The sequence below is a fragment of the Arthrobacter sp. 18067 genome (genome assembly GCF_902706295.1).
GTDB lineage: Bacteria > Actinomycetota > Actinomycetes > Actinomycetales > Micrococcaceae > Arthrobacter.
The window spans coordinates 130,843-155,358 of record NZ_CACSJJ010000012.1; the positions used below are offsets into that span (position 1 = coordinate 130,843).

The following is a 24,516-nucleotide window of genomic DNA, read 5'->3' on the forward strand; positions in this document are numbered from 1 at the left end:
CGATCCACAAGGAGGTGCGCGTGCGGCGCCAGCGCTTGGGCTGGCAGAGCGCGTCAGAGGTCGGCCGGGTAGCCGATCCGTGCAGGGCTGTAGCCCGATCCGGTCATCACGTCCGCCAGTCTAGCGTGATCAGCTGTCTCTGGCGGAGCGGCGGAACCCAATGACAGGATGGACCGCATGGCTATCGAGGTTCGACCCGCGACGGTGTTCGATGACGTCAAGACCATGGTGGGGCCCAAGAGCCCCAACTCCAACGTGTGCTGGTGCCTGAGTTACAGGATCCCGTCCAAACTGAACCAGGAACTCCAAAAACAGGACCGTGGAAAGTACGTCAAGAAGCTGGTGGCCGAAGACCCGCCTCCCGGCGTTTTGGCCTACGACGGCGACGAAGTAGTCGGGTGGGCAGCGGTCCACCCGCGTGCGGACACCAGTTTCGCGAAGAACCGGAAGATCCCCCACGTTGACGACGCCGAGGTGTGGTCGGTGTGGTGCATCCGGGTCAGGCCCGGGCATCGCGGCAAAGGCATTTCCCATGAACTCCTGCGCGGAGCCATCGACTTTGCCAAGAGCAACGGAGCCCCCGCACTGGAGGGCTACCCCGTGGATAACAAGGGCGGAAAAGTGGATCTGACCATGGCCTATGTGGGGACGCGGAAGCTGTTCGAGAAGGCCGGCTTCAAGAAGGTGGCTGAGACTACCTCAGTGCTCAACGGCTTCCCGAGGGTCCTGATGCGGCTGGACCTCCGCCAACCCAACTAAGTCAGGCGCCTTGCAACCGCGCCGTCATTCGGTGCGCCTCCTCGAGCAACAGCTTCCCGAGGAATTCCTGACGGTCCGGACGGAAACGGGGTTCAATTCCCGTCAAGGAAAGTGCCCATGCCGGCCGGCCTTGCTGGTCAAAGACGGCGGCGCCCATCCCCCAGCTTCCTTCCAGGATCAGCCCGGGATTAACGGAATAGCCTGCCAGCCGGGTCTGCGACAGGTTATTCCGCACTACGTCCGCAGGATGCCCTTCAGCAAAGTCGCCCGCATGCGCCGGCCAGTCCGTCAACAGAGACTCCTGTTCTTCGGAAGACAGGAAAGCCATGATGGCCGTACCCGCTGACGCCACGCCCAGCGGGAAGCGCACGCCCTCGTGGAGCACGAATGAACGCACCGGGAACGAGCCCTCTTCCCGCAGGACACACACGGTCTCGTTCCCGCGACGGATGGAGAAAAATGCGCTCTCGCCCGTCTCCGCAGCGAGCCTGCGCAGGGACGGCCGGGCAATGTCCTCCATGGGAAAACGAGCCGCCGCCACCGATCCCAGCAGGAAGACCTCCGGGCCCAGCACCCATTTTCCGGAGCTCGAATGGTGTTCAAGGAGCCCCTCAGCGGCCAGCGAGGTCAGCAGCCGGTGAACCGTTGGCCTGGTCAGCCCTGATTCGCGCACCAAGCCCGCCAACGACGTGCCCTCGGGCTTCCGACCGACCAGGCGCAGCAACAAGGCCACTCGGCCCACCACCTGGGCTCCTTGTACTGCCACGGCATCCTCCTGAAGATTTCATCCACAATATGGACACCTGCAAGCGTAGCGTCCACACCATGAGTAGCCAACACCACCGGCCGTTGACCCCACCCCCTGAGAACCCTAGGCTCCAAGACAGAGACAATCAGTCCACAAAGTGGATACTAATCAGCCACGCTCAATGAGGAGTCCAGAATGTCCATGATCCACGCGAGCGCAGCCCAGGCGCTCCATGACCTGATGGCAGACGGCTTGACCATCGCCGTCGGGGGCTTTGGCCTCAGCGGTATCCCCGCGGACCTGATCGACGCCGTCCGTGAATCCGGCGCCAAGGACCTCACCATCGTCTCGAACAACATGGGCGTAGACGGCAAGGGCCTGGGCGTGCTGATCGAAGCGGGCCAGGTCCGGAAGGTCATCGCGTCCTATGTCGGCGAGAACAAACTCTTCGCGGAGCAATACCTCGCCGGGCAGCTCGAGGTCGAGTTCACCCCGCAGGGTACGCTGGCTGAGCGCCTCCGCGCCGGCGGCGCAGGCATCCCTGCCTTCTACACGCGGACCGGCGTGGGCACCTTGGTTGCCGAAGGCAAGCCGCTGGAAGAGTTCGACGGCGTCACGTACGTCCGCGAGCGCGCCATTACCGCCGACGTCGCGCTGGTCCACGCCCACACGGCCGATACATACGGCAACCTGATCTACCGCTATACCGCGCGGAACTTCAATCCCGTAGTCGCCACAGCAGGCAAGGTGACCATCGCAGAGGCCGAAGTCATCGTGCAGCCGGGTGAGCTGGACCCCAACCACATCGTTACCCCGGGCGTCTACGTACAGCGGCTGGTGCAGGCGAGCGATCGCGTCAAAGACATCGAACAGCGTACGGTCCGGCCGCGACGCGAATCCCTCACGGTTTAGAAGCAAGGAGAACATCACCATGGCATGGACACGCGACGAAATGGCAGCGATTGCGGCCGAAGAACTGAACGACGGCGACTACGTCAACCTCGGCATCGGCATCCCCACGTTGGTGGCCAACAACCTGCCCGACGGCGTGCGGGTGGTCCTCCAGAGCGAGAACGGCCTGCTCGGCATGGGCCCCTTCCCCTACGAAGGCGAGGAAGACGCAGACCTTATTAACGCCGGGAAGCAGACCGTCACCATCACTCCCGGCGGCAGCATCTTCGACTCCGCCACCTCGTTCGGCATGATCCGCGGCGGGCACGTGAAAGTTGCCATCCTGGGTGCCATGCAAGTGTCCGGCAGCGGCGACCTCGCCAACTGGACCATCCCCGGCAAGATGGTTAAGGGCATGGGCGGGGCCATGGACTTGGTAGCCGGGACACCGCGTGTTGTGGTCCTCACCGAGCACAACGCCAAGGACGGCTCCGCCAAGATCGTCAGCGAATGCACCCTCCCGCTGACGGGCCTCCAGTGCGTTGACCGGATCATCACGGACCTCGCCGTTTTCGACATCGTGCCGATCGAAGAAACGCACGACGGCGGCACTCGCCTCCTGCTGACACGCCTCGCCCCTGGCGTCACAGTGGAAGAGATCCGGAGCAAGACCGAGGCCGGGTTTGCAGTGGCGCTCGAGTCTGAAGAACACACACTCGAAGGAGCGAACGCATGAGCCTGAAAGACCAGTTCGGCAAGGACATCCTGCTCACCGGATGGGGACACAGCAAGTTCGGCAAGCTGACGGATGACACCCTGGAATCACTGATCGTCCAGGTTACGGGGGAAGCAATCAATAACTCCGGGTTGGATCCCAAGGACATCGACGAGATCTACCTCGGCCAGTTCAATTCCGGCATGCAGCCCCTGGGCTTCACGTCGTCCCTGGCGCTCCAACTCTCAGCGGACCTGGCCAATGTTCCCGCCACCCGCACTGAGAACGCCTGCGCTTCAGGATCCGCGGCGTTCCAGCAGGGCGTGAAAGCAGTGCTCGCCGGAACGGCGCGCAACGTGCTGGTGATCGGTGCCGAGAAGATGACCGACGCCGGCGCGGATGTGGTGGGAGCAGCCCTCCTCGGTGCTTCCTATGAAATGGCCGGCAAGGCGTCCAGCACCGGATTCACGGGATTGTTCGCAGAGGTGGCCAAGCACTACGACAAACGCTACGGGGTAAAGATAGCGGGTGAATCCCTTGGCGACGTCCTCGGTTCCATCGCCGCCAAGAACCACCACAACGGCATGGACAACCCCTACGCACAGATGCACCGCGACTTCGGCGTTGAGTTCTGCCGGACCATTTCCGACAAGAACCCCATGGTGGCCGAGCCTTTGCGCCGCACGGACTGTTCGCCGGTGTCGGACGGTGCGGCCGCCGTCGTGCTCTCGACGTCGGCAACCGGGGGCACAACCGCACCTGTGCGCTTGGCTGGTTTTGGCCACGCGAACGACTTCTTCCCGGCCGAGAAGCGCGATCCCACCGAATTCGCCGCCACCAGGGCATCGTGGGAGCGTGCATTCGCCATGGCAGGCGTCGGCATCGAGGGGTTGGATTTCGCCGAGGTGCACGACTGCTTCACCATCGCCGAGCTCATCATGTACGAGGCCATGGGGCTGGCACCACGCGGCGAAGGCAGCCGTGCCGTCCAGGAGGGCTGGGTCTACAAGGACGGCAAGCTGCCCATCAACGTCTCCGGCGGCCTGAAAGCGAAGGGCCACCCCGTGGGCGCCACGGGTGTGTCGCAGCACGTCATCGCGGCCATGCAACTCACGGGCACGGCTGGGGATATGCAACTGCCGAACGCCCGTCGTGGCGCAGTCCAGAACATGGGCGGCGTGGGCATCGCGAACTACGTGAGCGTGCTGGAGGCCGTCTAACCCAAGTAGGTCGCAGCACTGCGCGTTTTGAGGGCTCATAACGCACTCTGCTGCGACCTGGTTGAGTCAGCGGCCGCGGATCAGTGCCGCTATGTCCATGAACCCGAGCCGCTCTGCGTTCTGCAGAGCGGTTCGGCCTTGGGGGTCACGGATATCCGGGTTGGCTCCGGCCGCAAGGAGTTGCCGCACCACGTCCTGCTGGTTGGGTCCGCCGTTGTTGAGCAGGATGGCTTCCTGCATGGCGGTCCAGCCCAGGTTGTTCACGTGGTCCACAGGAACGCCGGCCGCGATGAGGATACGCACGGTGTCCGTATGCCCGTGCTCGCTCGCCGGGATCAGGGCCGTGCCGCCGTACCGGTTGGTGCTGCGCACGTCCGCTCCAGCGGCCAAGGTCAGCTGCAGGACCTCGTTGAATCCTTCGGCTCCCGCGTACAGGAAGGCTGAGTCCTGGATGTCGTCCTTGGCGTTGACGCTGCCGCCGGCCGCGATCAGTTCGCGGACCTTCACAACATCGTTGGCTTTCGCAGCGAGGATCAGGAGTCGGTCGGTTTCGATTTGAGCCTCCGATGAGAGTTTGGGCGGCAACGCAGCTGGGGTAGAAGGCGCCGCGGAGCTGGAAGGCGACGCGGCCGCCGTCGTGCTTGATGCAGTGGCGCCCGACGGCGACGGGTCACCAGACGACGACGGCGCGCAGCCCGCCACGAGCCCGGCGATCAGCAAACCCGCACCGATGACCGAACCCGCAGCCAGGCCGCGCCCGTTCAGGGAATTCATACCGTCGAGGCTACTTGGCAGCCGCGGCCAAGGCATCTGCGCCGGCTGTGGCGCATGCCTCGTCGAGGGCGCCGTCGGGTGCTCCGCCGACTCCGATGCCCGCAACCGAGACACCGTTGACCTTCAGCGGGACGCCGCCGGCCAGGAACAGGGTGCCGGGGAGGTCTGCGATGGACGGGCCGTTGCCATTGATCCGCTTGGCGAGCTCGCTGGTGGGCGCACCGAATGCTGCGGCCGTGTAGGCCTTCTGCTTGGCCGCTTCGATGGTGTGCTCGGCGGCGTTATCACCGCGAAGGAGTGCCTGGACAGTGCCGAAACGGTCAACCAGGGCAACAGTCACGAAAGGCAGTTTGTCAGCCTGGCATTTGGCGAGCGCAGCGTTCACGGCCTTGCTCGAAGCTCCCACGGTGATGCGGTTCTGTGCAACCACGTTTTCCGGCGCAGGCTGAACGTCCGCAGCAACCTTTGCGGGGGCGGCAACCGGCGCCGCAGGTGCCACAGCATTGGCCACAGCCGTGACTCCACCGGTGAGCAACAGTGCTCCGGCAGCGGCGGCGGCGATCATCTTGTTGGACTTCTTCACGGGTGTTCTCCTTCGGGACTGCACGGACATTCCGTGTACACATCCATGCTCCCGGGACGGCACCGCGGCCGCATCGGCCCTCGGCAGGTCCCGGGCTCATCCCTTCCGCCCGCCGTATCAGCCAAAAGGTGGAGAGACCAATGACCGCGCGGCATCTAGCATGGGAAGAACGCCCTCAACGGAATCGGAAACGGGAACCACGCATGCCAGCAGCCGCTCCACGGCCGGATACAAGCAGCCGGATCGATGGCCGCATCGACGCCGTGGTGCACTCGGGTTTTGCCGTCCTGATGGTCGCTTCGGCGGTGCGCTACGTCATGCGGCACTCCCCCGCGGACAACCTCTGGACCGTGGCGTTGGCGGCCGCAGTCTGTGCACTGTACGCCGTGACCGCGCTCCTGGCCCATCGGCGGCAACCCGGCGAACGCAGGCGCCAGCTGTGGTTGGCGTGGATGATCGCTTTGGTTGCAGCGTGGGCCGCGTTGGTGGTGGTCGCCCCGAGCTTCGCGTGGTGTTCCTTCGCCATCTTCTTCCTCACCCGGACGGCCTTCCGCGGGCCGGCCGCGTATGTGGCGGGCGGCGCAACAGTGGCCGCCACCGCCGTCGGACTCTTCCGGATGAGCGAGTGGACGGACGTTGCCATGCTCCTGGGCCCGCTCGCCGCCGGTGCCATGCTCACGTTGATCTACGACAAGATCGAGCGCGGCCAGGAGCAGCTTGCCGCAAGCGAACGGGAGGCCGGAATCGCCGCGGAGCGCGAGCGTGTTTCCCGCGAAATCCACGACACCGTCACCCAAGGCCTGGCCAGCAGCCTGCTCCTCCTGGAGGCAGCCCAGCGGTCCTGGCCCGATGCTGCGAACCCTGACGTGCGCAAGGCAACCGATGTGCTGCGACGAAACCTCGCCGACACCCGCAGCCTGGTTCACGAACTCTCCGCCCCGGGCCTGGAGACCGCGCCCCTCCCCGAGGCGCTGGAACATGCGGCCCGTCAGTACGTTGACGCCATCCGCGTCCAAGTCACCGGCGATCCGCGGCTCCTTCCCTCCGAGGTGCGGCACGCCCTGCTGCGCGTGACCCAGAGTGCCGTGGCCAACATCAAACTGCACGCCCGCGCGGACCATGCCAGCGTGACGCTTGGGTACCTTCCGGATGCGGTGACCTTGGACGTGTTCGACGACGGCCGCGGCTTTGACCCCGGAGCGGTGCCGTCGCCGTCGGAAAAGGGCGGATACGGGCTGAGGGCCATGCGGCAACGGGTGGAACAGTTGGGCGGAGAATTATCTGTGGAAAGCGCGCCCGGTGAAGGCACCATTATCGCGGCGCAGCTGCCCGTCAGCCCGCCGGCCAGTTCTACCAAGGAGGCCCTGTGACCACCATTTCCGTGGTGCTCGTGGACGACCACACCGTAGTCCGGAGCGGACTCAAGGCGCTACTGGGTACCCAAGCTGACATCGCCGTCGTCGGTGAAGCCGCCTCCGGTGAGGAAGCCCTCGAAGTGGCGCAGCAGCATGCACCCGACGTCGTCCTCATGGACCTTGCCATGGGCGCCGGGATGGATGGCATCGAAGCCATCAAACAGCTCCGCCAGCGCAGACCCAAGCAGGCAGTCATCGTGTTCACCACCTATGACTCCGATGCCGACATCGTCCGTGCCGTGGACGCAGGGGCCATGGGCTATTTGCTCAAGGACGCGGCACCGGCAGAGATCTTCGCAGCGGTCCGTGGCGCGGTGGAGGGTAAGAGCGTGATGAGCGCGCCGGTGGCCTCGCGCCTGTTCCAACAACTTCGAAATCCGGACGAGATCCTCACCCCGCGCGAAGCCGAACTGCTCAGCCTGCTGACCGAGGGCCTCAGCAACCGCGATCTCGGGAAACGCCTGTTCATCTCCGAGGCAACCGTCAAAACCCACCTCGCCCATATCTACGCCAAACTCGGTGTCGAGACACGGGCTGCAGCAATTGCCACAGCTATCCGGCGCGAGGGGATGCGGTAGGACACGTGGTTGGCTACGCTGACCGTATGTCGGACGCAGCGGATCGAAAATTGTTCAAGACCCCGGGAACGGCTTTGATCGTCAGGGGTGTCCTCGCCATCGTTTTTGGCCTGTTAATCATGGCTTTGCCAAGCGCCACGGCGTTCGTGGTGGTTGTGATGTTCGGGTTCTTCGCGATCATCGACGGCATCACCAGCGTGGCCCATTACTTTTATGACCCCGCAGGCCGGTCACGGTGGTCGATTGCCGGTGGCCTCATCTCGATCGCTGCCGGCATCCTGGCCATCGCCTGGCCCGGGATCACGGCAGCAGCAGTAGGCGTCCTCATCGGCTTGTGGGCCCTGGTGCTCGGGCTCTCACAGATCGTCTTGTCGCTGGCCGCCAGGAACTTCGTCAGCAACTGGGGGCTCTGGTTCCTGACCGGGCTCATCACCACCGTGTTCGGGATTGTGGTGCTGGTGAATCCGGGCCTCGGTTTCCTGGGCGTCGTGTGGATGCTGGCAGGGTTCGCGATCCTGACCGGCCTGCTGCTCATCGCTTCGGGCATCGGGCTCCGCAAACTGGCCGATACCCGGCCGCTGTATGGCCACTAGTATCCCGGTAAAAAGCAGTTAGGGGATGCGCTCAGCGCCAAGTTCGGTAAGTTAGTGGCTGTGAAGATAGCTACCTGGAATGTGAACTCCCTCCGCGCCCGTGCCGACCGCGTTGAAGCCTGGCTTGAGCGCAGCGACTGCGATGTCCTGGCCATCCAGGAAACCAAATGCAAGGACGAAAACTTCCCGTGGGAGCTCTTTGAGCGCATGGGTTACGAGGTTGCACACTTCGGCGTAAACCAATGGAACGGCGTGGCCATCGCCTCCCGTGTGGGTTTGGACGATGTGGAGCGCACCTTCCTGGACCAGCCGGCATTCGGCAAGGCAGGCAAGGATCCGGCCCAGGAAGCCCGCGCCATCGCTGCCACGTGTGGCGGCATCCGCATCTGGAGTCTCTACGTCCCCAACGGCCGCTCGTTGGACGACGAACACATGCCGTACAAGATCAAGTGGCTGGACGTCCTGCAAGGCCACGCCGCCGAGTGGGTCAAGTCCGATGCGACCGCCCAGATCGCGCTCATGGGTGACTGGAACATCGCCCCGTTCGACGACGACGTGTGGGACATTGAGCTGTTCCGCACCAACAACTACACCCACGTCTCCGAACCCGAGCGCGCCGCCTTCCACGCCTTCGAAGCCGCCGGATTCACCGACGTCGTCCGCCCTTACACTCCGGGCCCCGGCGTTTACACCTACTGGGACTACACACAGCTGCGCTTCCCCAAGAAGGAAGGCATGCGCATCGACTTCTGCCTCGCGTCCCCGGCACTGGCATCGCGGGTCACAGGCGCCTCGATCGACCGTGAGGAACGCAAGGGCAAGGGCGCCTCGGACCACGCTCCCGTGATTGTGGAGCTCGCAGACTAAGAACACGCTCACCGCGACGAAAGGGGACGGCTGGACATGACTGGAAACCTGTATCGGGGCCAGGCAGGACTGCCGTTCTCTTCGTCTCTGCGTATTTATGAGCCGCTCGAAGCGTTCCCGCCCGAACAGCAGAGCCAACTCGTGGCCGAGGGCGGAAAGACAGGTTCCCGGGCCGCCGTCGAAAATGCGGAACTGCAAGCCTCGCTGGGCCGCATCACGCGGTCCGGTGGCGACCCTTTTCCTACCGGCCGAACGGACCTTGTCCGCATGACACGCGTGCCCGTTGGGCGGCATGCCGCCGCGTCGGATAAAGAAGAGCACGACGCCGGACGGCTGCTTTACTGCCCCAGCCAACTGGTGATTCGGGCCGGGTTGGCGGCGAACGCACTCATGGACGGTGTGCATAGTCCCCTGGCCGACCTTCTGATTCCGGTCTCTCAGCGGGATAAGCACCAGGTCAGAATCGATCGCATCAATGCCGGGGAAGACGCCAAGCGCGTCCATACCCGGGCGTCAACATGGGGAATCCCGTTCAGTTGGTTTTCGCTCTTTGCCGAGTCGGACCGCAAGGACGTGGTGGAGTCCGAGGGGCGCATTCTTACCGTGCGGGTGTGGACTCCCCTGACGGAGGCCCTGGACCGGGCCCGCTTCGCCGTGGCCCACCTGGCCTTGGCCGCGCCGGACCTGGACATGCTGGATGACCTGACGCAGCTTACGGAATGGCTGGAGTTGTTCCACATTCAGTCGATGGTTGAGCTGGACTACGGAGCCGTGGCGGACAAGGTGTACCCGGACGAGTCCCCCATGGATGTGCGGCTGGGCATCGAGTGCCTGGCTGAGGGCGACATGACCGGAGCGGCCGCTGCCTACCGCCGGCTCGCGTCGCGGTGGATCCCCATCCGGCAGCTGGCGCGCGCTTCCTAGCAAGTGCCTTTATGCGCTGGGCGGCGCTGTCGTCTCGCGCACGATCAGCTCGTGCGGAGCCACTTCCGAATGCACTGCCCCTGGATTCCCGTCCAGTTCGTCCAGGAGCATCTTGGTGGCAAGTTCGGCTTGGTTGTCGGGCCGTTGGCCAACAGTGGTCAGGCCAATGGAGGACGAGAAGTCGTGATCGTCTATGCCGATCACTGAGAGGTCCTGCGGCACCCTGACCCCGTGGCGGCCCGCCTCGAAAATAACGCCCATCGCCATCTCGTCCGACGAACAGAAGATGGCTGTAGGCTTGCGCCCAGGCTGGCTCCAGAGCCTGTTGAAGGCCTGCTGGCCGCTGGCTACGGTGAAATCGCCCCACTGGTCCCATTCGGGGCGGACTTCCAACCCGGCGTCGGTCATTACTTCCTGGAAGGCACGGATCCGCACCCGGGGGACGTCGAAGTTCAGGTCCGTTTCGTCGTCGCCATGGAGCAGCGCGATGTCCTTGTGGCCCAAGTCCAGGAGATGCCGCACGGCCGTGGAAGCGGCGTCGTAATCATTGATGCCGATATAGGCGCAATCCTCAACATGGCCGCCCACCACCACCAGCGGGATGTCTATTTTGTGGAGGTGTTCCAGCTCTTCCTCGGTCAAGGACATGCACAGCACCAGGAGTGCATCGATCTGCTTGTAGACCATGGTGGAGCTGAAGAGCCGCTCACGGTTGCTGCCGTGGCCGCCAAGGTTGAACAGGGAAAGGTTGTACTTGCGGGAATGCAGTTCCCGGTCCGCGCCCTCGATGGCCTTGGAGAAGAACCATCGGCTGACGAATGGTGCCAGGACGCCGATGGTTCGGGTGCGGCCCGTTGCCAGCCCGGACGCCGACGACGACGCCACGTATCCCAGCGAACTGGCTACTTCGAGGATCTTTTCCCGGGTCGCCGGAGACACCCGAGGCAGTCCCCGTACCGCCCGTGAGACGGTGGCCGTCGAGACTCCAGCGGCTGCAGCGACGTCCTCAATACTGACGCCGGTGTGGCCGCCGCGTTGGGACCTACCCGTTGTTCGTGACACAGGCTCCCCTCTCCGGCCGCCGTTGCTCCGCCTTCACCTTAAGTGTCTGTTTGTGGTTTGAAGCCCTCGGTTACGCAGCCGCGTAATGCGCTGCGTAACCGAGGCTTCAAATTCCTAGCCCTTGAGGCCGCCGGACAGCAGGCCGCGCACGAAGTAGCGCTGCAAGCCGAAGAACACCAGGAGCGGGATGATGATGGAAACGAATGCTGCCGCCGGGTTCAGGTAGTCCCTGGCGCCGCGTGTACCGGAAATCTCCGCCAAACGCTGCGTAATCGGGGCTACGTCCGCTGTTCCACCGGAGAACACCAGAGCCACCAGCAGGTCATTCCAGACCCACAGGAACTGGAAGATGGCCAAGGATGCCAGTGCGGGAACGGAAAGCGGAAGGATGATCCGCCAGAAGATGGTGCTGTGCCCGGCACCGTCCACCCTTGCCGCCTCGATGACTTCACCGGGAATTTCGGAGATGAAGTTGTGGAGAAGGAAGATACCCAGCGGAAGACCGAACATGGTGTGGGCGATCCACAGTTGGGCGTAGGAACCGGCCGGCAGGTGCAGTGTCTGTGTGAAGAACTGCAGGAGCGGAATCAATGCCATCTGGAGCGGGATGATCTGCAGGGCAAAGACGAAGATGAACAGTGCGTCGCGGCCCTTGAACTTGCCCCAGGCGAACACGTAGGCAGCCATCGATGCCAACACCAGCACAAAGATGGTGACCGGGATGACGATCGCTATGGAGTTGACGAAGTACTGGGACAAGTTGGCCGACTGTGAGCCGGCCGGCGTGAGGACATCCGTGTAGTTCTTGAACGTGAAGTCCCAGTCCACAAAGGCATTCCACCAGCCGTTGGACCGTGGACCCACTTGCTTGGCGGCTGGCCTGAACGAGGTGACGAACAGGCCGAACGTCGGGACGGACCAGACGACGGCGATAATGATCGCTGCCGCTGTTGCCCACTTGGAGGTCAGTTTGGTTTTGACCCTCCGCATGATCGGCTGGGCGTCCTCCGTTGGGTCGGATCCAGGACGCTGCCGGGTGGCCTTCGAGGCCTCTTTCGGGGCTGGCGTGGCTGTCAATGGATCTCCCTTTGCTTGCGAAGGACTCGAGCGTTGTACACGACGATTGGCAGAACCATCAGGAACAGGATGAGCGCCAATGCGGCACCGCGACCCGGCTCACCTGCGCGGAAAGCCTGCGTGTACATTTCGTTGGCCACAACAGAAGTGTCGTAGTTTCCGGCGGTCATGGTCCGGACGATGTCGAACACCTTCAGGGTGGCGATGGTGATGGTGGTCAGCACCACCACCAGTGCTCCGCGGATACCCGGAATGGTGACGTTCCGGAACTGCTGCCACGCGTTCGCTCCATCAAGGCGGGCTGCCTCGACGAGTTCCACCGGGACACCCTTGATGGCGGCCGAAAGTATCACCATGGCAAAGCCGGTCTGGATCCAGACCATCACGATGATCAGGAAGAGCGTGTTTTCCGGAGCGTCCAGGAGGAACTGCTTGGGGTCCATTCCCAAGGCGTCGCGGAAGAAGTTGAGGACACCGGTCTGTTCAATGCCGGGGCCACGGTAATCGTAAACGAGCTTCCAGATAATACCGGCGCCCACAAAAGAGATGGCCATCGGCATGAAGACCAAGGACTTCAGTACTTTCTCACCCCTGGCCTTATCGATGAAGACTGCGTAGGCGAGTCCAAAGCCTGTGGACAACAGGGGAACAAGGACAGTCCAGATGACGGTGTTCCGCAGCGTGGTCAGAGCCTCGGGCTGCGTGAACATCCAGACAAAGTTGTCGAATCCGTTGGCATTGCCGCTGGCATCCGTGAAGGCCAGCGTTGATGTGCGGACCGCGGGATAGACCAGGCCCACCAGCATAAGGATTGCGGCCGGGGCAAGGAAGCCGGCCACGGTAACCCTGTCCTTGACCGATTTCGGCGCCCTGTCCACCACCAGCATGATGATGCCGATAACCGCTGCGAATATCGCCAGGGCTATCACTACTTGAAGGAGTTTTCCTCCGATAAATTCCATACCCAACCTCCGGGGCGTGAGTGAATCACTAAGTTCCGGGAAAAGCACTGCCTCCCCGCCTGGGCGCACCAGTCAGGGGAGGCAGCACTTTGGGAGTTAGCTCTTAGGCCAGCTGGATTCGATGCTGTTGGCAACATCCTGGGAAGAGGTGCCGTTGATCCACTGCACGATGCCCTTCCAGAACGAGTTGGAACCAACTGCACTCGGCATGAGGTCCGAGCCATCAAACCGGAAGACAGTCTCGGGGTCCTGGAGGATCTTGACGGTCAGTTTGTCGAGGTCGGACTGTGCGTTGTTCGGGTCCAAGCCCTTGTTTGCACTGACAACGCCGCCCAGCTTGACGCGGTTGTTGGCAAAGTCGGCGCTTGCCAGGTAGGCCAGGAACGACTGGACCTCTGCGGTGTCCTTGTACGCTCCAACCATCTCGCCGCCACCGGTGACTGCCTTGCCCTTGCTTTCGTCAATCGGCGGGGTGATGAAGGCCCAAACATCGCCGTCCTCGGCAACGTTGGTTCCTGCAGGCCAGTTGGCGGCCTGGAAGTTGGCCTGGTGGTGCATCGCACACGTACCATCCAGGACCGGCTGGCCGGCCTGGGCGAAGCCGGTGCTCAGGATCGAGCGGACGTCACCGAAGCCGCCGTTGACCATGTCCTGGTTGAGCAGGATGTCGCCGGCCTTATCGAAGGACTCCACGATCTTGGGGTCGTTGAACGGGATCTGGTGGGCAACCCACTGATCGTAGACCTCGGGGCCGTGGGCACGCAGGACGACGTCTTCGATCCAGTCCGTGCCGGGCCAGCCAGTAGCCTCACCGGATTCGAATCCGGCACACCACGGCTTCATGTTCTTGTCATCTGCCGCGATCTTCTTGGACAAATCGATCATTTCGTCCCACGTCTTGGGGACTTCCCAGCCCTTGTCCTTGAAGGTCTTGGGCGAATACCAAACGAAGCCCTTGACGTTCGCAAGCATCGGCGCGGCATAGTACGTGCCGTCCACGGTGCCGTACTTCTTCCAGTCCGGGGACCAGTTCTTGTCCACGAGATCGGAGACGGTCTTAGGAGCAGGCTTCAAGTACCCGGCCCGCGCCTGGGTTGCAAGAAGACCGGGCTGCGGGAAGATTGCCACGTCAGGAGCGGTGCCGGACTGGGCCCGGACGCCGATCTGCGTTTCGAATTCCTTGCTGCCTTCGTACTTGACGGTGATGCCCGTGCAGTCTTCAAACTGCTTCCAGGATTCCTCAAGGTTGGTTGCTTCGATATCGACGATTGTCGAGTAGACGGAGACGGTCTTGCCGTCGTGCTTGCCATAGCTTTCGTAGGCGGAGCAATTATCCGAGCCGGCGGTGGATCCCCCACCGCCACCATCTCCGCTACAGGCGGAGAGGGTAAGTGCCAGGACACCGGCGGCTGCGACCGGTAGCAGGTACTTGGTTTTCTTCATGCTAAAGACTCCTCGCTGAGTACAAGTGATTTCGGCGGCGCAATTGATGTGGTGACGCTCACACTAGCCATGATGGATGGATAAATGCAAGCGCTTACACCGAACGTAACCGCATCGATACCAAGCAGCCTGCTGATCTCGCTGGAGGGTCAGCGACGACCCCTTGGCGCCTCCTATTTGGACGGCCGCTGCGACCGGAAGCGAAGTCTTCCGATTTGTTTACCCAGTGTTGCCTATGGAAGGGTAGGAAGTGTGGATGAACTTGAAGCACTGCAGACTATCGGCCGATTGATCAAGGAAGAACGCCTGGCGCAAGGCTTGAGCCAGGTGCAGTTGGCCAAGCAGGCGGGCACCGCCATCAAGACCGTCCGTACGTTGGAATCGGGAACGCGGCGCACCCAGGAAATCAACCAGCGCAAGCTGGAGCACGCCTTGGGTTGGCGTGCCGGCTCTGTCTCAGAGGTCCTCAAGGGAAAATCCAACTTTGCCCCCGAAATGATCACCCCCGACGACATGCGTTCGGGCGACGAACCGCGGCAGGGGCCTCCGCGCATAGCAGTGCCCGCCGCTCCCATCGCCCGCGCTTCGCACCTCTCCGACGAAGAACTCCTCGCAGAGCTCACATACCGGATGATGCACCGCAACAGGGGCTAGGCGCCGCGGATGGTCAGCCCTTGCGCCGGACCATCTCATTGATCCAGCTCGGCGCGAAAGGTGACGTGCAGTTAGGCGGCGTGGGGTAGTCCTTGAGGACTTCCAGCCGCTCGCCGATATCCAACGCCCTGGCCCGATGTTCCGGGAACTCAATCCCGATCTGGGCCAGACACTGGTTCATGGCCCACTGGAGGCGGTCCGGAGCGCCCTTCATTTCGGCCTCGATGATGTCCAGAAGCAAAACGAGGTCCAGGCCTTCGGGCTTCTTGACCACTCTCTCCGATGTCAGGGCCCAGCCTGCGCTGGCCACCTCAGGGTCCGGGTCAGAAAACCACGACACCCGCAAATCTTCGCAGTGGGCGCTTTTCTTGACCACGTAGTTCACCAGCCAGTCTTGAACCTTGGGAGTCCGGGACTCACGGAGCATGCTGTCCAGCTCCTCGGACTCAAAGGCCTTTGGGCGGCAAATCAGGAGTGACAGCAGCCTGGCAGCGGTGTCACCCGTGGACCACAGTTCATGTGACAGCTCCTGCTGCGTTTTCAGCCTCTTCGCGACGGCGCGCAACTTACTGAGGTTCACGCCGTGGTCGTCACCGTGCTTTTCGTTGACTTCCCTGGCCCGGGGTTCCTCCAGTGCGGCCAGCTCGGCCATGAGTTCGGCCACCGTCGTTTCGAGCACCGTTGTTCCAGCCACTGCACTCTCCTGTTCATCGCGTATGGATCTCAGGCTACTAGGCAGGGACAGCAAGATGGCAGCCCCGGTCCCGTCGGTTGTCCGCGGTGGGGGCTGCCATCAGGTGGTTCTGGGGATTGCTACTTCTCGCCCTTGAACAGGCCCGCGATCTTCGAGCCCAAACCCTTGACGTTTTCGGCAACGTCTCCGGCGATTTCCTTTGACTTCTCCGCGACATCGCCCGCCAATTCCTTGGCGTTTTCTCCAACATCACCGGAGAAGAATTCCTTGACATTCTCGGCGGCATCTTCAGCGAACTCTTTGACATTCTCAGCGGCGTCGCCAGCGAATTCCTTGACATTCTCAACGGCCTCGCCAGCAAATTCCTTGGCATTCTCCAAGGCATCGCCAGCTGCATCCTTGGCATTTTCCGCCGCGCCGTTGACCGCTTCGGCTCCCGTGGTCTCTTCACTCATGGTGCTCTCCTTTGTGACGGTTGGATCTGTGACAGTACGTGCCAAAGGAAGTTATTCCCCCTTTGGATTCAACTTATTGGCTTGAGGTCGGGTTCTGCAATATCAGCGGACACGTTCCGCCTTAGTGAATCGGGACCGGGCTCCGGAAACCATGTGCACAAGCACCGGAGTCTTCTGACCAATTACTTGGTCCATTGCTTCAACAAGCTGCGACACCTCGGCTGCGAGGATGTGCGGCGCCACTCCTTGCCTCGGTTGGATCCGAATGCGCAGGCCAGGCCTGCCCTTCACTTCATAGGTCGCCACTGAGGCGCCCGCGAGGTCTGTTCTCTCAGACAAGGCTGCCCTGAGCGCCTGCTCGGCCACGCCACCACCGATCCGGACTTCGCCATTTATATGGCTGTCGTCATCGCTGGAGACCAATAGGTTGGCCCTGCCCTTACCTTGTTGGGAGAGCCAAGCGACCATGGCGATGATGATGACCACCAGGATCGCACCGGCCACAATCCACAGCCAGCTTTCTTCCCGGCCTGGGAAGCGCGTCTGGCGGAAGGCGTTCTCCATCCCTGCCCAGACATTTGCGGACCAGCCATGCCACCAGGCAGCCACCGCAGGCACGGTGGCCAGCAGCAGGAGAAGCAACCCGACGGCCAGGAGTTTCACGCCAATAATGAACAGCAGTACGCGATTAAGGGCCCTCGGTGTTCCGTTCACGCGCCAATCACCCCCGACGACGCCAGGTTGACCCGGACAGAAGGCATCGGTACCGGCGACATCTCATCAAGTTCGGCTTGCACCGCCGCCAGAACAGCCTCTTCACTCACCCTGCTGCCCGAGGTAGGCCGTACATTGACCACCACCATTTGGCGCGACACAACCACCATGACCTGTTCCTGGGTCACGTTCGCGGCAGTTCGTGCACGACGTGCAAGGGCGGAGGCAAGGACCTCATCATCAACCACGACGGCGGTACGCGGGTCCCGGAGCAGATGCCGGGCCCGCCTGCCGGGCAGCACTGCATGCAGGAAAAAGAACAGGCCGACCATCGCGATAACGGCCCCACTGGCACCCAACAGCAGGGGCGTAATACCTTCGGGGAGCGCAATAATGCGCTCGGCCGCTGTTGTGGGGTCGATGAGCCACGGCGGTTGTCCAATTGCGCGAACACCTGCTTCGAGGAGCGCATATACGCAGAAAAGGATCACCAGCACCGCGGCGATGACTGCTGCCCCGGCCCGGGAGGAATGCGTCGCACGGCTCAGGATCCGGCTCATTTCGGGGTCTTCGCCTGCCACCCGGCCAGCTCCTGCGTTCGGGTCCAATGGTGTTTCCTGGTCCTGTATCACTGAACGCGGCCTCCCTCGGTCACGTGTGCTCCGCTGATCCTGATGTCTACCCTGCTGAGTTGGGAGCCACTAAGGCGGGTGACTGTCTCAAGAACACTTGCCTTGGCCGCTACCGCACGGTCCCAAATGGAACCCCCGAAACCTTGGACACGCATCGGATCCCGAAGAACCTCGGTCAAAGACGGGATGCTAATAGGCGCGACAATCGACAAAGCCAGCAGGCCGTCGTCGTCCGCCCAATCAGCGCGGATGTCGGTGGCGGGAACGCCGAGGGCCTCGGCGGCGGCAGCGCGCGCCAAGGATGTCAATGCCTGGGTACTGATCCGGTTGTGGCCGGCCAGGCTGGTGGTGGTATCCACAGCCTCAGCCACGCTCATGACGAAGAGCGCCGGCCCGTAATGGCGTCCAGGACGCTGCGGAGGTCCAGTTTGCCGTCGGCCGCGCGGCCCAGCAGCGCGCCGATGCCCATGAAAAGCAGCGAGATAAGGAAACCCCAGAGTCCGAACGAGAAGGACATGAAGGCCACGAAGGCGCCGATCGCGATTCCAACAACGGTCATGCTCACTGGAGTGCCTCCCTTTCAGCGAGGACATTCTTGGTACCGGCAGGTTTGGCCGATGGGGCAACGTAGACGTCATTGATCTCGATGTTGACCTCAATGACCTGGAGGCCAACGAGTTCCTCTACCGCGCGGAAAACAGCACTCCGGACCTGGTTGGCGACGCTGTGCAGGGGGTGTCCATAGAGGGCTACCAGATTGATGTCCACGGCCACTTGGGTTTCGCCGACTTCTGCGCGGACGCCCGCTGCATGGTCTGAACTGCCGACGGCGTCGCGAATCGCGCCCAGCGCACGGGACGGCCCCGATCCCAACGAGTAGACGCCCGGCACGGTTCGGGCAGCTATGCCCGCAACTTTGGCCACGGCCGCCTCGGAGATGATGGTGCGTCCGGTACCAAGGATCTCGCCCCCAGGCACGGGATCAAACTGCACGTTCTGGTCTTCCATGGAGCACTCCCCTTCTCTTGAGTACCACCCTAGCGTCTAGCTCCGACCCTTTGGGAGAAGCGTCAGGCGAGAGGGGAGTGCGCGCGGCGGCTACTTACAGTTCTTATCCATCCAGTCCTGAATGGGCTTCATGAGTTCTTCGAATTTCCCATCTCCATACTTGCTGAAATCCGATCCTGCGGACTCTGTAAAGGCCCTGAGCTTTTCGAAGGCGGGCTTCAATTCATCCGGCACTTTGCCCTGCATTTGGGACAACTCCTGCTTGGCCTTCTCGACGTCATCGGGGTTGCCGCCCACCAGTCCCGCCAACGGCAGAATGGTGACGCTCAGCATGGTGGCGCTGACCGAGATGCAGGCTTCGGAAATCGACGTGAACTCACCGTAGACTCCGCCCGTTCCAGTGGTAGCGCCGGTGCTGGCTGTTGCTTCCGGGCTCGATTCCGAGGGTGCGGCTGAACTCGTTCCCACTTCCGCGGCCGGAGCCTCCGACGACGCACTGGGGGACTGCTGCGCAACCGGCGACGGGATAGTGCACGCGCTGAGGGTCAGCGTGGCGATCAGAAGGGCTACCGGGATGAGGCGGCGGCGCTTGGGCGTACTTGAACGTGAGATGGTGACCATGGTTCCCCCATAGGATGCGTGCGATTGACGGGCCAGCGAGGCAAGACTACGCCCAGCACCCCGCGGTGAAAAGGGTCGGGTTATCCACAAGGCCCGGTTCGTGACTGTATTGGGCTGGTTTGCCGCACCTAGACTGGCCGACACACCGCCAAACAGCTGCTGGGGAGCCTGTCATGCCACGCCTTTCGTCTGCCACTTTTCCTTTTGTCCTCTCCCGGACGGCAGCCTTGGGCGTGGGGCTTGCTTTGCTTCTGGTGGGCTGCCAGGGCGCCTCAACGCCCAGCGGCGCACCCTCTAATACGGGCACGACGACGGCGTCACCCACCACGAGCTCGTCGGTTCCGGCGGCTTCGGCTACCCCGGGTACTCCGTCGGTGTCTGCCGTGTACAAGCCTGCGGATGCCAAGGGCAAGGCCCAGAACGTGCCGGTTCCCGTGATGCCGGAGCTGGCGAAGGAGAACTCGAAGGCTGGGCTGGAGGCGTTTATTGGATACTGGTTCCAGTCGCTCAGCTACTCGTACGAAACAGGCGATTCGAGGAGCGCCTCAGAGCTGGCCTCACCCACATGTGCACTTTGCCAGCATCTCGCGAAATCAGTCGGCGCCAATTACACGGCTGGACGGTGGCTAGTAGGCGGAAGATTCCGAACTCCAGTTGCAGAAGTGAGTTGGGAAACTGGCTCATCCTCGCAGCAGGGCAGGATTCAGGTCATCCAGGACGAGATTCACTACATGGACGGCAACGGAACTGAAAACCGCGGGCTCACTGCAGCAACAAACGACGCTGTGGCTTTCTTCGCGGAGTATAGAGATGGTTCTTGGGTTGTGACCGACCTTGGCATCATCCAATGATGTTCCGCCCGATAGTGTCCCTGTCCTTTTTTGCCGCTCTCGGACTCGTCGCCACCTTGGGACACCTAACAGCAGGTCGGACGTACGTTGAGACCGAAATTCAAAACAACGAGCATTCCGCGCCGGATGCAGGCTTCAAAGAGGGATCGGCGTTCATTGGAGCTATCTGGGAATTCGATCCCGAAACGGGGAAGTCGACGCCCAAGCTAGACGGCTCGCCGGCAGCCGAGGACCCGAACCAGTACATGGCTGACGTTCACTGCCGGTCTGGCGGAACGGATACACCAGACAAGGGCTGCCTCACGATGGAATGCCCGGCCAAGACACCTGACGGAGAAGAAGGCACCCCGGTGATCTGGAGGCAGGCACCGAAGTCCATCACGAATCCCACATGGACGGACTACCCAGCCGTCAGCGGACCCACCTGCCTATACGACCCTGAACCCGAGAACGTCCTGGCCAACATCGCCGCCCGGATCCTGAACGACTTCCGACAACTACCCGTCAGCCCGGGAACCCTCGAAGCCCAGCCGTTCCCGCACACCCTCAAAGGCGGCCCCACCAACTTCTACGCCACCGCAGGAGAGCAAGGCTTCGACGTCACCATCCTCGGTCAAGCCGTCCACCTGACAGCAACACCGGCTAGCTACACCTACGCCTTCGGCGACGGAACAACCCTCGGACCAACACCAGTGGCCGGCTACTCCATCCCCGAGGCAGAGTGGCTCAGCAACCAGACGCGTACCAGCAACATCTACACCGAAACAGGCAACTACCAAGCCACCCTCACGGCAAGCTTCACCGGCACCTACTCCGTCAACAACGGCCCACCACTACCCATCAACGGAACACTCGACATCACCACACCGGCCAAAACCATCCACGTCTGGAAAACAGAAAGAGCACTCGTAGCCGACACCTGCCAGGAAAACCCCAACTCATGGGGCTGCCCCCGCGCAGAATACCCACGTTAGGGGATGTGGAGGGGCCCGCGGCGAAGTATTCGTACCGCCGCTACCCACTTTGAACTGACGTGAGCTTCGACACGTCGAAGGCTCCGGGGCGTCAAACGAGTTAAAGAAGAAAAGCACCAGTTCCGAAGAACTGATGCTTCCCAGTGGTGGCTCCGACCGGCGTCGATCCGGTGACCTTTCGATTTTCAGTCGAACGCTCTACCAACTGAGCTACAGAGCCTAGGTGACATGTCACCTTGAGAACCGAATTTCTTCGGCGCTCAGAGCGACCCTGACGGGACTTGAACCCGCGACCTCCGCCGTGACAGGGCGGCGCGCTAACCAACTGCGCTACAGGGCCTTGCGTTTGCAGTATCTCTACCGCGTTTTTTTCAAGGCTTCTAGCTTACCAGACTTTTTTCATCCGATTTACCACTTCCTTGCGTACCCCCAACGGGATTCGAACCCGTGCCGCCGCCGTGAAAGGGCGGTGTCCTAGGCCGCTAGACGATGGGGGCCTGAACTCAATTCGGATTTCGCAAAGAAAAGCGACGCTTTACGCGTTCTTTCCGTGTCTCGCTCGTCCGAACTGGACTCTAAAACTTTAGAGCATAGATGGCGATATTCCCAAATCGAGGTCTGCGCAAGGTCCAGGACCCCCAAGGTGAGGCCCATCGAAGGGCGGGATCTCATCCGAAAGAAGCAACCAAAGAGTCGAAAGCTCACTCCTCACCAACGCACCCAGTCCGAGGCCACCGAGGGCAGCCGTCGAACATTGGCAGGATCTTGCCCTGACGCGTCCGAAAACCGCCAGCCGCACTGACTCCCTGACAGCTAGATTTGGCTCTATGACAACCACCTCCCCGGCCGAACCCGGCCAGCCTTCCCCGGACCTGCCCCAGCGCACCACTCCCGCGCCGGCACCGGCCATCAGCAAGCTCGGCATCGCGGCCGTAATCGTCACGGTAGTCCTTTGGGCTTCGGCTTTCGTGGGAATCCGCGCAGTCGGCCCCAGCTTCTCCCCCGGTTCCTTGACGCTCGGACGCTTGGCGGTTGCCGCCGTCGTGCTTGGAATCGTGGTGCTGCCGACGCTGAAAGTCTGGCCAAGCGGCCGGGAATGGTTACCGATCGTGGCCTACGGTGTCATGTGGTTTGGAGGCTACAACGTGGCGCTGAACGCTGCGGAGCACATGCTCGACGCCGGGACCAGCGCCATGCTGATCAACGTCTCGCCCATCCTGATCGCGATTCTTGCCGGGATCTTCCTCAAGGAGGGCTTTCCTCGGTGGCTGCTGATCGGCAGCGGTGTGGCATTCTGCGGCGTCGCGATGATCGCGTTGGGTTCGGGACAGCGTTCGACGGCGGACGTCGCCGGTGTGCTGTTGTGCTTGCTTGCCGCCGTACTCGCTTCGGTGAGTGCCATACTGCAGAAGCCCGTTCTCCGGAAGTTCACGGCAGGACAGGCGACGTGGTTCGGGATCATGGTGGGCGCGATCTGCTGCTTGCCTTGGACAGGGCAGCTGATTTCCGAGGTCCAAGCAGCACCGCTCCCCGCCACTCTGGGTTTGATCTACCTTGGCATCTTCCCCACGGCCATCGCATTCACCACGTGGGCTTACGCCCTGTCACTGATTTCGGCGGGAAAGCTGGCTGCCACCACGTACCTGGTGCCGGGCACCACCATCCTGATTTCGTGGGCCGTGCTTCAGGAGGTCCCCACCATCTGGGGGCTGATCGGAGGCGTGGTGTGCCTGATTGGCGTCGGCCTGACCCGGCGTCGGACCCGCTAGCTCTACGTCAGCGGGCCATTCCGGCCAAAAGTTCGCGGTGCGTGGGCGGATTGGCGCCTGGCCGGCCGACGGCGATGGAGGCCGCCATGGAGGCGATGGTGCCGATGCGTTCCATGACGGTAGGAGCCAGTCCGTCGCTGCCACGAAGCAGGAGCCCCATGATGAGCGCAGCCGTGTAGGAGTCGCCGGCGCCGATGGTGTCCGCGACCGTGGCCGGAACGGCGGGAACGTTGAGCTGTATATGACGGGTGGCCATGAGCGAGCCCTTAACCCCTTGGGTCACCACTACCAATCCGGCGCCCAGGGCCAGGAGGTGGTTCGCCGTATCCTCGAGCGCTTTGCCCGGATACAACCAGCGGGCGTCGGTGCCGCTGAGCTTTACGACGTCGGTCAGCGGCACTATTTCCTCGAAGAGCGCCAGGGCCTCGTGGTGGCTTCCCAGAAGATCGGCGCGGATGTTGGGGTCGTAGGTGACCATGCACCCGCCTTGCGCCTGCTCCAGCAAACTCCGGACAACGCTTGCGCCAGGTTCAAGGAAGGTGGCGATTGAACCCGTGTGCAGGATTCTCGGGGCATAGGGCAATGCAATCGGAGGCAAGTCCCAATCGATATCGAAGGTGTAGTCAGCCGAACCGTCGGCAGCTATCCGGGCCGTCGCCGTCGCGGTCTTTCCGGCTGACATGGAGCCGGGCAACAGCACCACCCCCGCGCTGCGCAGATGTGCTGCAATGGCGTCGCCACGAGCATCACGGCCAATGGCGGTCAGGAGGCCCGCTTTGACATCCAATCGGCCCAAACCGAAGGCGACGTTGGCCGGCGAACCACCGGGGTACTCCACCTGCCCATCGGAGGACTGCACGATGTCGATCAACGCCTCACCTACAACGACGACGTCGAGGGGCTCAGGCGCGAGGGAAGATGTGCCGGTCATGCGGTTCCTGTGTCTGTCGAAAGAGATTGACTTTTAGTATCTCTCATCACACACGGCGCCGATGCGGCCTCAGCGGACTAAAGTCGGATCATGCCCGCGAATCTTCCTCCCGGCTTGCCCATCGTCCCGGACGGCGAGCGCCCATCATCTCCGCTCAGGGAACGGAACGCGGTGCACAGCCCTGTTGAGCACAGTCCTGTCGACGAGGCATACGCCGCTGGAGTGGCCCGGCCGTTCGAAATGTCTCCCGAAGAATTTGAAGAGGCCGTCAGCGACGCCATCCAACTGATCCCGCCCAAAGCGGCCAGCGCCATGGACAACGTAGCGATATTCATTGAGGACGACTACACGCCGCAACCCGGCGAAGATCCGGACACTGTGCTGTTGGGACTCTACGAGGGCGTCCCGCTGACCGAACGGGATTCCTGGTGGGAGGCCGGCTCCTTGCCTGACCGGATCACCATCTACCGCCAGCCGATCCTGGACATCTGCAGCACGCGTGAAGAAGTCATCGATGAAGTGGCCATCACCGTGGTTCATGAGATAGCTCACCATTTTGGGATCGACGACGACCGCTTGCATGAGCTCGGCTGGGGCTAGCC

At 62.4% G+C, this 24,516-nt stretch carries 30 protein-coding genes and 3 tRNA genes; 14 read left to right on the top strand and 19 right to left on the bottom strand.

The genetic code is table 11. The features are described 5' to 3' along the window. Nucleotides 1–177 precede the first annotated feature (177 nt). Nucleotides 178–759, top strand: a complete 582-nt coding sequence (locus GVL04_RS13430; RefSeq protein WP_159705284.1) for a GNAT family N-acetyltransferase — start codon at nt 178–180, stop codon at nt 757–759. Between the two features lies 1 nt (nt 760). Here GVL04_RS13430 and GVL04_RS13435 read toward each other — a convergent pair whose 3' ends face one another. Further along, the gene (locus GVL04_RS13435) at nt 761–1,525 is read right to left on the bottom strand and encodes an IclR family transcriptional regulator (protein WP_159705287.1); all 765 of its coding nucleotides are present in this window, start codon (nt 1,523–1,525) and stop codon (nt 761–763) included. Nucleotides 1,526–1,702: 177 nt separating this feature from the next. Between GVL04_RS13435 and GVL04_RS13440 the strand changes: the two genes are divergently transcribed. The 3 genes from GVL04_RS13440 to GVL04_RS13450 are packed head-to-tail and all read left to right on the top strand — an operon-like array spanning nt 1,703 to nt 4,333. Next, complete coding sequence (locus tag GVL04_RS13440) at nt 1,703–2,419, top strand: CoA transferase subunit A (RefSeq protein ID WP_159705290.1); 717 nt, start codon at nt 1,703–1,705, stop codon at nt 2,417–2,419. Between the two features lie 19 nt (nt 2,420–2,438). After that, a complete protein-coding gene (locus GVL04_RS13445) occupies nt 2,439–3,134 on the top strand; it encodes a CoA transferase subunit B (protein ID WP_159705293.1) in 696 nt (231 codons plus the stop codon). Beyond that, nucleotides 3,131–4,333 carry an acetyl-CoA acetyltransferase gene (locus GVL04_RS13450; protein ID WP_159705297.1) on the top strand — a complete coding sequence of 401 codons (1,203 nt, stop codon included), beginning with the start codon at nt 3,131–3,133 and terminating at the stop codon, nt 4,331–4,333. The genes GVL04_RS13445 and GVL04_RS13450 overlap by 4 nt, the downstream gene beginning before the upstream one ends. A 66-nt stretch (nt 4,334–4,399) precedes the next feature. On the opposite strand, the gene GVL04_RS13455 is transcribed toward GVL04_RS13450, so the two are convergent. Continuing rightward, a complete protein-coding gene (locus GVL04_RS13455) occupies nt 4,400–5,107 on the bottom strand; it encodes an ankyrin repeat domain-containing protein (protein WP_159705300.1) in 708 nt (235 codons plus the stop codon). A 10-nt stretch (nt 5,108–5,117) separates the two neighbouring features. Beyond that, a complete protein-coding gene (locus tag GVL04_RS13460) occupies nt 5,118–5,690 on the bottom strand; it encodes a heme-binding protein (protein WP_200846845.1) in 573 nt (190 codons plus the stop codon). Between the two features lie 203 nt (nt 5,691–5,893). On the opposite strand from GVL04_RS13460, the gene GVL04_RS13465 reads away from it, so the two are divergent. Genes GVL04_RS13465 through GVL04_RS13485 form a run of 5 tightly spaced genes read left to right on the top strand, consistent with a single transcriptional unit; the run spans nt 5,894 to nt 10,067 of the window. Further along, nucleotides 5,894–7,060 carry a sensor histidine kinase gene (locus GVL04_RS13465; RefSeq protein ID WP_159705303.1) on the top strand — a complete coding sequence of 389 codons (1,167 nt, stop codon included), beginning with the start codon at nt 5,894–5,896 and terminating at the stop codon, nt 7,058–7,060. Continuing rightward, nucleotides 7,057–7,683 (top strand): response regulator transcription factor, encoded by a 627-nt coding sequence (locus GVL04_RS13470; RefSeq protein ID WP_159705306.1) that lies wholly within the window; start codon nt 7,057–7,059, stop codon nt 7,681–7,683. Before GVL04_RS13465 ends, GVL04_RS13470 begins: the two co-directional genes overlap by 4 nt. Nucleotides 7,684–7,688: 5 nt before the next feature. After that, on the top strand, nt 7,689–8,276 hold the full coding sequence (locus GVL04_RS13475; protein ID WP_235036278.1) for an HdeD family acid-resistance protein: 588 nt from the start codon (nt 7,689–7,691) through the stop codon (nt 8,274–8,276). Nucleotides 8,277–8,336: 60 nt separating this feature from the next. Next, nucleotides 8,337–9,143: an exodeoxyribonuclease III gene (locus tag GVL04_RS13480; protein ID WP_159705309.1), complete on the top strand. Its 807-nt coding sequence runs from the start codon at nt 8,337–8,339 to the stop codon at nt 9,141–9,143. Nucleotides 9,144–9,179: 36 nt separating this feature from the next. Beyond that, nucleotides 9,180–10,067 (top strand): hypothetical protein, encoded by an 888-nt coding sequence (locus GVL04_RS13485; protein WP_159705312.1) that lies wholly within the window; start codon nt 9,180–9,182, stop codon nt 10,065–10,067. A gap of 9 nt (nt 10,068–10,076) precedes the next feature. Here GVL04_RS13485 and GVL04_RS13490 read toward each other — a convergent pair whose 3' ends face one another. The 4 genes from GVL04_RS13490 to GVL04_RS13505 form a co-directional block, all read right to left on the bottom strand. Then, nucleotides 10,077–11,129 (bottom strand): LacI family DNA-binding transcriptional regulator, encoded by a 1,053-nt coding sequence (locus GVL04_RS13490; RefSeq protein ID WP_159705315.1) that lies wholly within the window; start codon nt 11,127–11,129, stop codon nt 10,077–10,079. A gap of 114 nt (nt 11,130–11,243) precedes the next feature. Continuing rightward, a complete protein-coding gene (locus GVL04_RS13495; RefSeq protein WP_159705318.1) occupies nt 11,244–12,206 on the bottom strand; it encodes a carbohydrate ABC transporter permease in 963 nt (320 codons plus the stop codon). Beyond that, nucleotides 12,203–13,168, bottom strand: coding sequence for a carbohydrate ABC transporter permease (locus GVL04_RS13500; RefSeq protein WP_159705321.1), 966 nt, complete (start codon nt 13,166–13,168; stop codon nt 12,203–12,205). Before GVL04_RS13500 ends, GVL04_RS13495 begins: the two co-directional genes overlap by 4 nt. A 96-nt stretch (nt 13,169–13,264) precedes the next feature. After that, a complete protein-coding gene (locus GVL04_RS13505) occupies nt 13,265–14,611 on the bottom strand; it encodes an ABC transporter substrate-binding protein (protein ID WP_159705324.1) in 1,347 nt (448 codons plus the stop codon). 252 nt (nt 14,612–14,863) lie between these two features. Between GVL04_RS13505 and GVL04_RS13510 the strand changes: the two genes are divergently transcribed. Further along, nucleotides 14,864–15,265, top strand: coding sequence for a helix-turn-helix transcriptional regulator (locus GVL04_RS13510; RefSeq protein ID WP_159705327.1), 402 nt, complete (start codon nt 14,864–14,866; stop codon nt 15,263–15,265). Nucleotides 15,266–15,278: 13 nt separating this feature from the next. On the opposite strand, the gene GVL04_RS13515 is transcribed toward GVL04_RS13510, so the two are convergent. The 8 genes from GVL04_RS13515 to GVL04_RS13550 all read right to left on the bottom strand — a co-directional run bounded on the left by GVL04_RS13515 (nt 15,279) and on the right by GVL04_RS13550 (nt 19,389). Next, nucleotides 15,279–15,917, bottom strand: a complete 639-nt coding sequence (locus GVL04_RS13515) for a DNA alkylation repair protein (protein WP_159705411.1) — start codon at nt 15,915–15,917, stop codon at nt 15,279–15,281. Between the two features lie 161 nt (nt 15,918–16,078). Then, a complete protein-coding gene (locus tag GVL04_RS13520) occupies nt 16,079–16,414 on the bottom strand; it encodes a Synuclein (RefSeq protein WP_159705330.1) in 336 nt (111 codons plus the stop codon). Nucleotides 16,415–16,516: 102 nt separating this feature from the next. Next, nucleotides 16,517–17,128, bottom strand: coding sequence for a hypothetical protein (locus GVL04_RS13525; protein WP_159705333.1), 612 nt, complete (start codon nt 17,126–17,128; stop codon nt 16,517–16,519). Further along, nucleotides 17,125–17,688, bottom strand: a complete 564-nt coding sequence (locus GVL04_RS13530) for a DUF6286 domain-containing protein (protein ID WP_235036281.1) — start codon at nt 17,686–17,688, stop codon at nt 17,125–17,127. The genes GVL04_RS13525 and GVL04_RS13530 overlap by 4 nt, the downstream gene beginning before the upstream one ends. Nucleotides 17,689–17,756: 68 nt before the next feature. Beyond that, nucleotides 17,757–18,137, bottom strand: coding sequence for a hypothetical protein (locus tag GVL04_RS13535; protein ID WP_159705339.1), 381 nt, complete (start codon nt 18,135–18,137; stop codon nt 17,757–17,759). Then, nucleotides 18,134–18,325, bottom strand: a complete 192-nt coding sequence (locus tag GVL04_RS13540) for a DUF2273 domain-containing protein (RefSeq protein ID WP_026542624.1) — start codon at nt 18,323–18,325, stop codon at nt 18,134–18,136. Before GVL04_RS13540 ends, GVL04_RS13535 begins: the two co-directional genes overlap by 4 nt. Further along, nucleotides 18,322–18,768 (bottom strand): Asp23/Gls24 family envelope stress response protein, encoded by a 447-nt coding sequence (locus tag GVL04_RS13545; RefSeq protein ID WP_159705342.1) that lies wholly within the window; start codon nt 18,766–18,768, stop codon nt 18,322–18,324. The genes GVL04_RS13540 and GVL04_RS13545 overlap by 4 nt, the downstream gene beginning before the upstream one ends. Before the next feature lie 90 nt (nt 18,769–18,858). Then, entirely contained in the window at nt 18,859–19,389 is a 531-nt protein-coding gene (locus GVL04_RS13550; protein WP_159705345.1) for a hypothetical protein, read from the bottom strand. Between the two features lie 173 nt (nt 19,390–19,562). Between GVL04_RS13550 and GVL04_RS24680 the strand changes: the two genes are divergently transcribed. Both GVL04_RS24680 and GVL04_RS13560 read left to right on the top strand, forming a co-directional pair. Further along, on the top strand, nt 19,563–20,240 hold the full coding sequence (locus GVL04_RS24680) for a DUF6318 family protein (RefSeq protein ID WP_235036279.1): 678 nt from the start codon (nt 19,563–19,565) through the stop codon (nt 20,238–20,240). Next, entirely contained in the window at nt 20,237–21,214 is a 978-nt protein-coding gene (locus GVL04_RS13560) for a hypothetical protein (protein WP_235036280.1), read from the top strand. Before GVL04_RS24680 ends, GVL04_RS13560 begins: the two co-directional genes overlap by 4 nt. A 144-nt stretch (nt 21,215–21,358) precedes the next feature. On the opposite strand, the gene GVL04_RS13565 is transcribed toward GVL04_RS13560, so the two are convergent. From GVL04_RS13565 to GVL04_RS13575, 3 genes are all read right to left on the bottom strand, one after another. After that, a tRNA-Phe gene (locus tag GVL04_RS13565) sits at nt 21,359–21,434 on the bottom strand. Nucleotides 21,435–21,480: 46 nt separating this feature from the next. Beyond that, a tRNA-Asp gene (locus tag GVL04_RS13570) sits at nt 21,481–21,554 on the bottom strand. 84 nt (nt 21,555–21,638) lie between these two features. After that, a tRNA-Glu gene (locus GVL04_RS13575) sits at nt 21,639–21,711 on the bottom strand. A 330-nt stretch (nt 21,712–22,041) separates the two neighbouring features. On the opposite strand from GVL04_RS13575, the gene GVL04_RS13580 reads away from it, so the two are divergent. After that, nucleotides 22,042–22,983, top strand: coding sequence for a DMT family transporter (locus GVL04_RS13580; RefSeq protein ID WP_159705348.1), 942 nt, complete (start codon nt 22,042–22,044; stop codon nt 22,981–22,983). Nucleotides 22,984–22,990: 7 nt separating this feature from the next. Here the strand turns inward: GVL04_RS13580 and GVL04_RS13585 are convergent, their stop codons facing one another. Next, nucleotides 22,991–23,914: a carbohydrate kinase gene (locus GVL04_RS13585; protein ID WP_159705351.1), complete on the bottom strand. Its 924-nt coding sequence runs from the start codon at nt 23,912–23,914 to the stop codon at nt 22,991–22,993. A gap of 90 nt (nt 23,915–24,004) precedes the next feature. Between GVL04_RS13585 and GVL04_RS13590 the strand changes: the two genes are divergently transcribed. Continuing rightward, nucleotides 24,005–24,514 carry a metallopeptidase family protein gene (locus GVL04_RS13590; protein ID WP_159705354.1) on the top strand — a complete coding sequence of 170 codons (510 nt, stop codon included), beginning with the start codon at nt 24,005–24,007 and terminating at the stop codon, nt 24,512–24,514. Nucleotides 24,515–24,516: the final 2 nt, after the last annotated feature.

What these genes read in the sequence shown, in the direction of transcription:
- GVL04_RS13500 (WP_159705321.1), bottom strand. Translation starts at nt 13,168, where the DNA reads ATGGAATTTATCGGAGGAAAACTCCTTCAAGTAGTGATAGCCCTGGCG.
- GVL04_RS13445 (WP_159705293.1), top strand. Translation starts at nt 2,439, where the DNA reads ATGGCATGGACACGCGACGAAATGGCAGCGATTGCGGCCGAAGAACTG.
- GVL04_RS13580 (WP_159705348.1), top strand. Translation starts at nt 22,042, where the DNA reads ATGACAACCACCTCCCCGGCCGAACCCGGCCAGCCTTCCCCGGACCTG.
- GVL04_RS13520 (WP_159705330.1), bottom strand. Translation starts at nt 16,414, where the DNA reads ATGAGTGAAGAGACCACGGGAGCCGAAGCGGTCAACGGCGCGGCGGAA.
- GVL04_RS13430 (WP_159705284.1), top strand. Translation starts at nt 178, where the DNA reads ATGGCTATCGAGGTTCGACCCGCGACGGTGTTCGATGACGTCAAGACC.
- GVL04_RS13485 (WP_159705312.1), top strand. Translation starts at nt 9,180, where the DNA reads ATGACTGGAAACCTGTATCGGGGCCAGGCAGGACTGCCGTTCTCTTCG.
- GVL04_RS13465 (WP_159705303.1), top strand. Translation starts at nt 5,894, where the DNA reads ATGCCAGCAGCCGCTCCACGGCCGGATACAAGCAGCCGGATCGATGGC.
- GVL04_RS13550 (WP_159705345.1), bottom strand. Translation starts at nt 19,389, where the DNA reads ATGGTCACCATCTCACGTTCAAGTACGCCCAAGCGCCGCCGCCTCATC.
- GVL04_RS13530 (WP_235036281.1), bottom strand. Translation starts at nt 17,688, where the DNA reads ATGAGCCGGATCCTGAGCCGTGCGACGCATTCCTCCCGGGCCGGGGCA.
- GVL04_RS13455 (WP_159705300.1), bottom strand. Translation starts at nt 5,107, where the DNA reads ATGAATTCCCTGAACGGGCGCGGCCTGGCTGCGGGTTCGGTCATCGGT.
- GVL04_RS13545 (WP_159705342.1), bottom strand. Translation starts at nt 18,768, where the DNA reads ATGGAAGACCAGAACGTGCAGTTTGATCCCGTGCCTGGGGGCGAGATC.
- GVL04_RS13440 (WP_159705290.1), top strand. Translation starts at nt 1,703, where the DNA reads ATGTCCATGATCCACGCGAGCGCAGCCCAGGCGCTCCATGACCTGATG.
- GVL04_RS13560 (WP_235036280.1), top strand. Translation starts at nt 20,237, where the DNA reads ATGATGTTCCGCCCGATAGTGTCCCTGTCCTTTTTTGCCGCTCTCGGA.
- GVL04_RS13585 (WP_159705351.1), bottom strand. Translation starts at nt 23,914, where the DNA reads ATGACCGGCACATCTTCCCTCGCGCCTGAGCCCCTCGACGTCGTCGTT.
- GVL04_RS24680 (WP_235036279.1), top strand. Translation starts at nt 19,563, where the DNA reads ATGCCACGCCTTTCGTCTGCCACTTTTCCTTTTGTCCTCTCCCGGACG.
- GVL04_RS13515 (WP_159705411.1), bottom strand. Translation starts at nt 15,917, where the DNA reads ATGGCCGAGCTGGCCGCACTGGAGGAACCCCGGGCCAGGGAAGTCAAC.
- GVL04_RS13505 (WP_159705324.1), bottom strand. Translation starts at nt 14,611, where the DNA reads ATGAAGAAAACCAAGTACCTGCTACCGGTCGCAGCCGCCGGTGTCCTG.
- GVL04_RS13535 (WP_159705339.1), bottom strand. Translation starts at nt 18,137, where the DNA reads ATGAGCGTGGCTGAGGCTGTGGATACCACCACCAGCCTGGCCGGCCAC.
- GVL04_RS13590 (WP_159705354.1), top strand. Translation starts at nt 24,005, where the DNA reads ATGCCCGCGAATCTTCCTCCCGGCTTGCCCATCGTCCCGGACGGCGAG.
- GVL04_RS13450 (WP_159705297.1), top strand. Translation starts at nt 3,131, where the DNA reads ATGAGCCTGAAAGACCAGTTCGGCAAGGACATCCTGCTCACCGGATGG.